This is a genomic window from Streptomyces sp. ISL-100, assembly GCF_018614615.1.
Taxonomy (GTDB): Bacteria; Actinomycetota; Actinomycetes; order Streptomycetales; family Streptomycetaceae; genus Streptomyces.
Window position 1 is genome coordinate 1 of record NZ_JAGGOK010000116.1, and the last position, 9078, is coordinate 9078.

Genomic DNA, 9078 nt, shown 5'->3' on the forward strand with positions numbered 1-9078 from the left:
ATGTCTGTGGATCGGCCTCGGTTGGACGCGAAGGGCATACCTTCCCGAGTGATCGACTTGTGGTCATCGAGCAGGCCGGCGTTGCACCGTCGGCCGGGAAGGCACGCCCGTGCTGAGCGTAGTGAACGCCGATGGAACGACCGAGACCGGCTCCCTATCGACGAAATCGTCCGCGAGGGCGCGAGGCGGATGCTGGCCGCCGCCCTGGAGGCGGAAGTCGACGCCTACATAGCTGAGTTGGCGGACCAGCGTGACGAGCGCGGGCACCGCTTGGTGGTCCGCAACGGCTACCACCAGCCACGGAAGGTCACGACCACGGCCGGGGCGGTCGAGGTGAAGGCCCCGCGGATCAACGACAAGCGCGTCGAGGAGACGACGGGTGAGCGCAAGCGGTTCTCCTCGGCGATCCTCCCGCCGTGGTGCCGCACGTCCCCGCAGATCAGCGAGGTGTTGCCGCTGCTGTATCTGCACGGCCTGTCCTCCGGCGACTTCGTGCCCGCCCTCGAGCAGTTCCTGGGCAGCTCCGCGGGGCTATCGCCGGCGACCGTGACCCGTCTGACGGCCCAGTGGCAGGCCGACCACTCCGCGTTCGGCGAGCGCGATCTGTCGGGCAGCGACTACGTCTACGTCTGGGCCGACGGCATCCATCTGCGCATACGCCTGCGAGAGGCGAAGTCGTGCGTCCTGGTGCTGATGGGCGTGCGCGCGGACGGCACCAAAGAGCTGATCGCCATGGCCGACGGCTACCACGAATCCGCCGACTCCTGGGCCGACTTGCTGCGCGACTGCCAACGCCGCGGCATGCGTGCACCCGTCCTCGCGGTCGGCGACGGCGCCCTCGGCTTCTGGAAGGCCATCAGCGAGGTGTTCCCCGAAACCCGGCATCAAAGGTGCTGGGTTCACAAGATCGCCAACGTCACGAACACCCTGCCGAAGTCCGCGCAACCCGGCGCGAAGAAGGCCCTCAAGGAGATCTACAACGCCGAGGACCGCGACCACGCGCTGAAGGCCGTCACCGCGTTCGACAAGACGTACGGCGTGAAATGGCCCAAGGCCGTCAAGAAGATCATCGATGACGTGGACGAGTTGCTGTCGTTCTACGACTTCCCCGCCGAGCACTGGATCCACCTGCGGACCACGAATCCGATCGAGTCGACCTTCGCCACCGTCCGGCTGCGGACCAAGGTCACCCGGGGCGCCGGCAGCGCGGCGGCCGCCCTGGCCATGGTCTTCAAGCTCGTCGAGTCCGCCCAGACCCGCTGGCGGGCCGTGAACGCACCCCACCTCGTCGCCCTCGTCCGCGCCGGAGCCCGCTTCGAACGCGGCCACCTCGTCGAACGCCCGGAGAGCCACGCAGCCTGAACGACCTCAACTGACCCCCAGGCCGATGAGTTTTCCGGTTGACTGCAGTCTTCCTTGTGACATCCCGCCCGGCGGGCAGGAAGCCGGTGGATCCCGGTGTCATGGAGGAGGAGAGATGGAGGCCAGGATGAACACTCCGATTCGGCTGTACATGTCGATGTCCCTCGACGGCTATATCGCCGGCCCGGACGATCGGTCAGGCCAGGAGCTCGGACGCAACGGTGGGCGGCTCTTCAACTGGCTCGACGATCGGGAATCCGATGGGCCCAACGGACAGGTCTACCGCGAAGCGCTGGCAACCGGCGCAGTGATCTCCGGCCGTCGGACATTCGAACTCGCCGGGCGCTGGCAGGGCGACCATCACGACGGCGTGCCGATCTTCGTCCTCACCCACCACGTGGATGACGGGGACGTGCCACCAGGCCACGCGCGATTCGTCACCGATGTCGCGGACTGCGCCCGTCAGGCTCGCATGGCAGCCGGTGACCGGCCGGTCATGGTCCACGGAGCGGGAGCGGCCCAAGCCCTTCTCCGAGCCGGGCAGATCGACGAGATGGAGATCCATCTGGTCCAGGTCCTTCTCGGCAGCGGCCGACGGCTGTTCGACCATCTCGGTAGTGATCACATTGAACTCGACCTCGTCCGCCGGCTCGACGATCGAGACGTCACGCACCTCCGCTACCGGGTGCACCAACCCGAGAAGACCGCATGAAGACGCTCTTCGTGGCGTACCGCGTTACCGATCTGGACCGCTCGCTCGGTTTCTACACCGCGTTGGGCTACGTCGAGCTGGGCAGGGTCGAACCCGGTGACGGTGCTCGCCTTGCGATCCTGAAGTTCCCCGGCGAACCGGCGGCCTCGCTCGAACTGGTCGACCGCCCCGGCGACGGACGCATCGACGTGGGCAACGGTTTCGACCATCTCGCGATCCAGGTGGAAACACTCGCCACCGCCCTGGAGACACTGGCCGAATCCGGCCTGGAGCCGGAGCCTATCCAGTATCCAGGCGGCCCTCATGGCCCAAAGACGTCGTGGCTCACGGACCCGGACGGCTACCGGATCGAGCTGGTGGAATGGCCGTCCGGACATCCCGACGGCATCACCGCAGCAGACTTCTCCTGAGACAGCCAACGTGAGTGGAGTGACGAAGCACCTGTCGATGCGGCCGCGGCGCAACGCGCAGCGGCAGCTCCACCTCACCCACAGCTCTTGACGATTACTCCGCGCGGCGGGAGACGACGGTGCCGTTCCCGGTGACACACACCGGGGACGGCCCCTTGTTCGTTCGTTCAGGAAGCCCGGATCGCCTGGTCGATCTCCGCGCCGGTACGGGCCACGACGACGGGCCATTCGTCCTTGAGGGAGGCGGGCAGAAGCTCGCGGTCCTCGTCCCGCTGAATCATGGTCGGCCCCCCGGCACGACGAGCACGGCATCCAGTTGGCGCAGCAGGACGGCGAGGAGGTCCATGATCCCGTCCCCTCCGAAGCGGTTGAAGGTGATGCCGGTCGGGCTGTTGAAGTACACGCCCGCCTCCTCCCCCTCCGCCGTACTCACCAGCAGGAAGTACGTCTCGGGGTCCCGCGACACCGCATAGGGGTCGAGGACCTCGTGCGCGGCACTCATGTCCAGCGGTGCCGGCTCACCGTTCTCGAACCGGCACACGAAGATGTCAAAACTCATGGAGTCTTTTCTAACCTCAGGTTGAGGCGTGGTGAAGGACGACGACGGCCTTCACAATGTGGTGATCCGGTTGATGCCGCAGCGGAGCTTCCGCAGAAGGCACCAGCCCTTCAGGGTGGCCATGGCCTGTTCGCCGAGACAGCGGATCTTGGCTTGGGCGCTGTTGTGTCGCCGCTTCCAGCGTATGAGCCGACGGCCCCTGAACGGCACCCGGACGGGGCGCCCGGCGCCCTGGTAGGCCGCCCTGACCGCTGACTCTTCCGCTCAGACCGCGGAGGCTGTCGCGAAGATCGAGCGTGACCGGTGGCACGCGGAACTGCATCCCCAGCTCGACGACCAGGACATGATGACGGTCCAATTCACCAGGCCGGCCGCTCTCGGCTCGGTGGGCCGCGTGGAGTTGTCGATCCGGGACGACAGCGAGAACCACGGACACACTGGGCTGGCACGCCGAGCGAGGAGGAACTCGCCCGTGTGATCTGGAGCCCGCGCCGGTTCAGGAGCGGAATCGATGACGCTGACGAAGACGGCCGGAACGCCGGCTCGTTCTCCCTCGATCTGGAGCAGAGGCAGAAGGTCGCGATAGAGAGAACCATCGCCCCGCAGTGGTTCTCCCGGGGTAACCACGGTTGGAACATGCACTGGGTGAACAAGCCGGTGCGGTTGTGGGTGGTCTGCCACGTTGTAGGGCACTGACCGTGGCGCTCCAGTGTGGATGTGCTGCCCGAGCCGGACATCGCCAGCACCTTCGGGTGACCCAAGTCGAACCTTCGCACCAGGAACGCGGAAGGCCGCCCCGCTGACGACGGGGGCGGCCTTTGGCGCGTGTCGGCCGTCGTGTGACCGCGCTGGGCGGGTGCCACCGTATCCGGCAGCCGACGACCATCCACAGTCACCACCGTACGAGGCGGCACTGACAACGGGCGGCCGTTATCCAGGGCCGCGATCGACGGAAGTGTCACATGCTCGGGTGGGTGCAGGCCCGGCGTGGCGTACAGCTCAGTCGACCGCGGCCCGATCCTCGCGGTGCGGGTAGTACAGGGCGGTTGACGCATGCCTCGGGTACTCCCGGAACACAGCGTGATCCAGATGGGTACGGGCGTCGTCGATCGCCCGCTGGGCTTTCTCCAGGCTTCGGGCCGGCGCCCCCTCGTGTCCGGTCTTCGGGTAGGCGTTGTCGAGCAGCACGTGCAGGTGGAGGAGCTCGTCTCGCATCGCGGCCAAGCGTTCCCCGAGGGTGGCGTGCTCGAGCAGGGTGAGCCTCGGCTTCGTCATGATGATCCTTCAGTTCAGATGATGGGCCGGATGTACTTGTGCGCGGTGGTGCGGCAAGCCCGTGCCGTCATTGGCTTCAGGCTCCGCGCCTGATGGTCATGCGGTGCTCGTGAGCTGGGCGTCACCGATCTCCACCAGCTGGTCCAGGGCGGCCTGCACCTTCTCGATGTCCACCCCGGTGATGGCGACGAGCCGGTCGAGGGAGGTGAACACCTCCTCGGGGTAGTCGAGGTCATCAATGAGGTGGTGGACGAGCGCCAAGTCCGCAGGTTCGGTGTACGCGAAGTGACGCATCCGCCGCAGGCGTGCCAGGACAGGCTTCGGGACCGTCAGGGTGTCCTCGGGCAGAGGGAAGACTTCGGGCATGCTCCAGACGCCGTCCTGATGGGCCACCAGACCGAGGTCCAGCATCGTCTGGGCGAGCCCGCGGATGGTGGTCGGGATGCGCATCCCGGCAGTGGTCCCCCTGGGAACTCCGATGGGTGTGGTATTTCAACTTCCGTACCGTGCAGGCAGGGCGCCAAGTCAAGCGGCGCCGCCAATGCCGACTGGGATGCCGACGAGGTGGGCGGAGGGCTCAGCCGACTTGGGCCCGGTCCTCGCGGTGCGGGTAGTACGTGGTGGTCGCAGCCTGCTCCGGGTGTTCCCAGTAGAGGGCGTTCTCGAGGTCGCTGCGGGCGTCGTCGATGGACTTGAGGGCCTTCTCTGCCTTTCGTGCCGGCGCGGCTTCCGGGCCGGACTGCGGGTAGGCGTTGGCGAGCTCGACGTACAGGGTGGTGAGCTCGTCCCGGATCCCCGCCAGGCGGGCCCCGATGGAAGCGTGCTCTTCCACGGTCAGCTTCGGCTTCTTCGTCACGATGTCGATCCTCGTCTCTCGAGGCGCGCCCACTCCCGGCTGGAACGGCTGTCACCTGTCAAGGGATGAAAAGGAAGTCGGTTACCCAGAAACGCTGGGACAGGTCTCAAACGACCTGGCCTCCCGGCCTGTGTCGGCGGGCGGCGTGTACGTCGGCTGCCTCCAGGCCGGACGACGTGCGGCAGAACGCGCTGGCCTCCGCACCACAAGACGGGCAGGGCGTTTTAGTTTGCAGAGCGTGGTCGAGGCGGCGGTACCGGGTGCCGTGCAGCTTTGATGCCACATTGCCCGAATTCGGCATGACGCACGGGCTTGCCGGTGGCGCCTCGCAATGCGGGCACGCGAGCTCGAGCGCAGCTTTCGTGCGCTTCTCCTGCATGCGGCACTGTTCGGCAGCCCACTCCTCGGCCTCAGCTTCTTGCTCGGCCTTTTCCTGCGCCTCCGCCTGTTGGATCCGGTCGTACGTCTCCGGGTGGCTCGGGCAGGGGTAGCGGTGCGCAACCAGGTTGAACCGGCAGGGGTTCCCGGACTTCGTCGCCGCTCCGCACCGGTTCTCGTTACTTTGGGGCCCGTGGTGGACACACGGCTCGTCGCGGATGGGGATCCGGCACGGAATCCCCGTCTGCGTATCGGTGCTCAGACACAGGTGCGGATTCACCGCTGTCCTGGCTTGCGCGGCAAGGTCCTCAGCGAAGTCAGGCCACTCCTCGGCGCGGGCCATGTACTCAAACCACGCGGGGGCCGCCGTAACGGTCAGCATTCCTGCCCCGTCAACACGGAACTGGGGCGTAGGGATCGGCACTGAGGGCACAGTTACGCCCTCCGTTGATTCGGTCACGGAAGGTAACTTACACAGCCTGGCACTCCTTGCAGAGCTCGTTGCCGTAAATCCGCCGGCCGCATCCACCGCAGTCCTCGATGTCGTCGTCTGAAGGCTCCGGGGGCCATCCGTCGCTGGCCTCCCCGGGCGACTTCTGGGCCTGCTGGGGGACATCAGCGTGCGCGACGGCGGCGGCGTGCTGGGGAACGACTACCTCCCGGACCGGCACCAGCATCATGTCCGCCTGCCACATGACCTTGCTGAAGAACGTCTCCCCGATCGCAGAAAGCGGCAGGCTCCACGGCCGGCCGAACGACTTGATCTCCCACCCATTCGCACGAGCACGGTCGGCAGCGGCACTAATGCGCCCGACCGTGCTGTTCGCGGCCTGCCGCTTGTTGACGCCGCCACGCTGGTAGTACGCCGCCGAGTCCTTCGTCGCCCGGTAGATGAAGTTGAAGACCTGGCCGAGGCTGAACGTCGCCAAGGCGTCCTTCAGGGCAGCGAGGGTGCCGTCACCCTGCTTCATCTCGAGGTGGTGTTCACCCAGCTTCATGTCGAGGTAAGTCGACGCGTAGGACAGCGTCAGCTCATTCCACAGGTCACGCCACTGATCGTGCCACTGGGAAGGCCACGGTCCCTCTCGGAAGGTCTGGTTCAGCGTGTGGAGGAGATGCGGAGACCGAGCCCTCAGCTGCTCTTCGGGGCCGTACAGGTAGTAGCTGACCTGCCCGAGGTAGTGCGAGCCGTCCGGAGCGTCGTCCTTCCACACGAATGCGTCCTGGTGCGAGTCAGGATGAACTCTCACCGTCCGCGGCTCGGCATGAAGGAGACGCCGCTCCAAGTCGCACAGGATGTTCTCCGGGGCCCACCGACGGTCCTTCGGCCAGATGCTCGTCGGCGTGGTCAGGCCGGCGTCCTCGACCGCGGGGTCGCCGAACATGGCGTGCAGGGCGACCGCCTGGAACAGGGAAAGGCTGTCGACGGCGAGGGGGTCCGTGCTGTGGATCGGGAAGCGGGCGAGAAGTACCTCCCGGCGCTGCTGCGCGGCCTTCCGCTCTGCCTCCGCTCGCTCCTGCTGGGCAAGGAGCTGGCAGGAGCTGCAGACGATGTTGCCCTGCCGGACCAAGGACGCGAACTCGGTCCGATGCGCCACCTCCGTGAAACCGCCGCACTCGGTGCACGCGATGTCGACGATGAACGCGGTGCCGCCGGACTGCACGATCCTCGTCAGTTCCTGGGCTTTGAGCCCGAATGCGGCCCGGACTTCGGTGACGGTCTGCACCCACGTCTCACCGTCCTCGGCCAAGAGCCAGTACGCCTCGAGCGCAGCTACCTCGCCAGGAACGTCCGTGTAGTGCTCAAGCCCGATACGCGCCATGTTCCCCCCAGGTTGTCGGCACCTCATGATCCCACGCAGATGTGGTCGTCAGGCACAAAGTGCGGAGCCCCCACCAAGACCAGCCAGGGCAGCGCGCATCACCTGCACGGCGGTGTTCTCCGCGCGAGCGGAGGTGGGGCGACCGATCTTCTCTCGCCAGCGATGAGTGATCACGATCAGTCCCCCGGTGAAAGGCACGCCAACGTCCCTACGAGCTCGTAACACGATCATGAGCAGGCTTTCTTGAGGCGTCGGTAGCAGATGAGGCTGCAGGCGAGGGAGACGAAGGGGTCGTGGAGTTCGGTTCGGCGTTCCCAGCGGACTGCGAGGCGTTTGAAGTGGTGGAGCAGGGCGAAGGTTTGCTCGACGACGTAGCGGAGTTTGCCCAGGCCCTTGATGTTCGGGCGGCCCTTGTGGGAGATGACGGGCAGGATCCGGCGCTTGCGCAGCGCGTCGCGGTTCGGGTTGGAGTCGTAGCCCTTGTCGCCGAGCAGGGCTTCGGGCCTTCGGCGGGGCCGGCCGGGGCGGCCCGCGACGGGCGGGATCCCGTCGACCAGGGCGAGGATCTGGGTGACGTCGTTGACGTTGGCCGCAGTGGTGATGACTTTGAGTGGGGTGGCCGCGTCCGTCGCAGATCAGGTGGTGTTTGCTGCCCGTTTTCCGCCGGTCGACCGGCGACGGACCGGTGTCGGGTCCCCCTTTTTTTGCGCGGACGTGGGAACCGTCCACGCACGCACGTGACCAGTCGAGTTCGCCGGCCGCGTTCAGTTCGGCGAGCAGGATCCGGTGCAGTTGGTCGAAGACCCCTGCCTTCTGCCACCGGTCCAGACGTCGCCAGCAGGTCTGCCCCGAACCGAACCCCAGCGCCAGAGGCAGGAGTTACCAGGCTATGTCGTTGTAGAGGACGAACAGGATGCCCTGGAGACACAGCCGGTCCGACACCGGCCGAGGCCCCGGCGACCGATCCGGCCACGGGGGCAACAACGGCTCGATCAACGCCCACAACTCATCGTCCACGATCCACGGTCGAGTACCCACACCCTCACGAACAGCCGAATCATCACACCGGTCACGGCCAACCAGCACGTAGGGTGCCGTAGCGGGCGGCGTCGGTGAGCCACCGGCCCAGCCCTTGTCCGGTCGCTGGCAGGTTGAGGACGAGGATGCGGCTGGCCAGGTCGTCGACGATGACGCCGAAGGCATCCCACAACTCGCGCCGAGCCTCGGCCCCTGCTTTGAGGGGCATTCCGCGTGTCATGGCCAGGGCTCGCAGGACCCGTGTCGGCAGCGAGCCGCGGCCGGGTTGAGGGCTTTGGTGTCTCCTGTGGTGGCGTTGGCCGGTGAGGGCAGTTGTTCCGGCGGGGCCGAGCCAGCCGCCCGGCCGGCTTCAGGCGCCGGATGTTCAGGCCCTGGCCGGTGAGGAGCGCAACATACGCCGTGATCGCCGGTTGGCCAAACCGGCGATGGTGAGGACCATTGAGTGTGTCCGCGTCCGGCTCTGCCTGGAGCTGTGGACAGCGCCGAACACCCCTCGACAGCCACGCATGGTCCTGTCTAAAAGGCTCGTGAAGATCTTGGGTTCTGGCCCCGCCGCGTGCGCGGTGGGGCCAGACTCTTTCTCGTGGTGATGGGGGAATGGGCCGGGGAGACGGTCGGGCCGGATGTGTGGGAAACCTGCCGGGAGTTGATCCCGGCAGGGGGTG

The 9078-nt window shown here is 66.7% G+C and carries 10 protein-coding genes and 2 pseudogenes; 3 read left to right on the forward strand and 9 right to left on the reverse strand.

Annotation, left to right across the window (positions count from 1 at the left end; all coding sequences use genetic code 11):
- The first annotated feature begins 156 nt into the window (after positions 1-156).
- From J7E89_RS37595 to J7E89_RS37605, 3 genes are all read left to right on the forward strand, one after another.
- Positions 157-1362, forward strand: coding sequence for an IS256 family transposase (locus J7E89_RS37595; RefSeq protein WP_214980651.1), 1206 nt, complete (start codon positions 157-159; stop codon positions 1360-1362).
- A gap of 127 nt (positions 1363-1489) precedes the next feature.
- Positions 1490-2074 (forward strand): dihydrofolate reductase family protein, encoded by a 585-nt coding sequence (locus tag J7E89_RS37600; protein ID WP_214980642.1) that lies wholly within the window; start codon positions 1490-1492, stop codon positions 2072-2074.
- A complete protein-coding gene (locus J7E89_RS37605; RefSeq protein WP_214980643.1) occupies positions 2071-2484 on the forward strand; it encodes a VOC family protein in 414 nt (137 codons plus the stop codon). Before J7E89_RS37600 ends, J7E89_RS37605 begins: the two co-directional genes overlap by 4 nt.
- A gap of 277 nt (positions 2485-2761) precedes the next feature.
- Here the strand turns inward: J7E89_RS37605 and J7E89_RS37610 are convergent, their stop codons facing one another.
- The 9 genes and pseudogenes from J7E89_RS37610 to J7E89_RS41530 all read right to left on the reverse strand — a co-directional run bounded on the left by J7E89_RS37610 (position 2762) and on the right by J7E89_RS41530 (position 8621).
- Positions 2762-3043: a hypothetical protein gene (locus J7E89_RS37610; protein ID WP_214980645.1), complete on the reverse strand. Its 282-nt coding sequence runs from the start codon at positions 3041-3043 to the stop codon at positions 2762-2764.
- Positions 3044-3059: 16 nt separating this feature from the next.
- Positions 3060-3280, reverse strand: a pseudogene (locus J7E89_RS41525) (IS5/IS1182 family transposase); the annotation flags it as partial.
- Between the two features lie 762 nt (positions 3281-4042).
- Positions 4043-4318 (reverse strand): hypothetical protein, encoded by a 276-nt coding sequence (locus J7E89_RS37615; protein WP_214980646.1) that lies wholly within the window; start codon positions 4316-4318, stop codon positions 4043-4045.
- 96 nt (positions 4319-4414) lie between these two features.
- Complete coding sequence (locus J7E89_RS37620) at positions 4415-4768, reverse strand: DUF6042 family protein (RefSeq protein WP_214980647.1); 354 nt, start codon at positions 4766-4768, stop codon at positions 4415-4417.
- A 127-nt stretch (positions 4769-4895) separates the two neighbouring features.
- Positions 4896-5174, reverse strand: coding sequence for a hypothetical protein (locus J7E89_RS37625; RefSeq protein ID WP_214980648.1), 279 nt, complete (start codon positions 5172-5174; stop codon positions 4896-4898).
- 106 nt (positions 5175-5280) lie between these two features.
- The gene (locus tag J7E89_RS37630) at positions 5281-5934 is read right to left on the reverse strand and encodes a hypothetical protein (protein WP_214980649.1); all 654 of its coding nucleotides are present in this window, start codon (positions 5932-5934) and stop codon (positions 5281-5283) included.
- 88 nt (positions 5935-6022) lie between these two features.
- Positions 6023-7375, reverse strand: a complete 1353-nt coding sequence (locus tag J7E89_RS37635) for a hypothetical protein (protein ID WP_214980650.1) — start codon at positions 7373-7375, stop codon at positions 6023-6025.
- Between the two features lie 227 nt (positions 7376-7602).
- Positions 7603-8395 (reverse strand): annotated as a pseudogene (locus tag J7E89_RS37640) (IS5 family transposase).
- 49 nt (positions 8396-8444) lie between these two features.
- On the reverse strand, positions 8445-8621 hold the full coding sequence (locus J7E89_RS41530) for a TIGR02679 domain-containing protein (RefSeq protein WP_251061625.1): 177 nt from the start codon (positions 8619-8621) through the stop codon (positions 8445-8447).
- Positions 8622-9078: the final 457 nt, after the last annotated feature.

Bases quoted from the DNA above. Each gene is read 5' to 3' on its own strand.
- J7E89_RS37630 (WP_214980649.1), bottom strand. From the start codon at position 5,934: ATGCTGACCGTTACGGCGGCCCCCGCGTGGTTTGAGTACATGGCCCGC.
- J7E89_RS37610 (WP_214980645.1), bottom strand. From the start codon at position 3,043: ATGAGTTTTGACATCTTCGTGTGCCGGTTCGAGAACGGTGAGCCGGCA.
- J7E89_RS37620 (WP_214980647.1), bottom strand. From the start codon at position 4,768: ATGCGCATCCCGACCACCATCCGCGGGCTCGCCCAGACGATGCTGGAC.
- J7E89_RS37600 (WP_214980642.1), top strand. From the start codon at position 1,490: ATGAACACTCCGATTCGGCTGTACATGTCGATGTCCCTCGACGGCTAT.
- J7E89_RS37605 (WP_214980643.1), top strand. From the start codon at position 2,071: ATGAAGACGCTCTTCGTGGCGTACCGCGTTACCGATCTGGACCGCTCG.
- J7E89_RS37635 (WP_214980650.1), bottom strand. From the start codon at position 7,375: ATGGCGCGTATCGGGCTTGAGCACTACACGGACGTTCCTGGCGAGGTA.
- J7E89_RS41530 (WP_251061625.1), bottom strand. From the start codon at position 8,621: ATGCCCCTCAAAGCAGGGGCCGAGGCTCGGCGCGAGTTGTGGGATGCC.
- J7E89_RS37615 (WP_214980646.1), bottom strand. From the start codon at position 4,318: ATGACGAAGCCGAGGCTCACCCTGCTCGAGCACGCCACCCTCGGGGAA.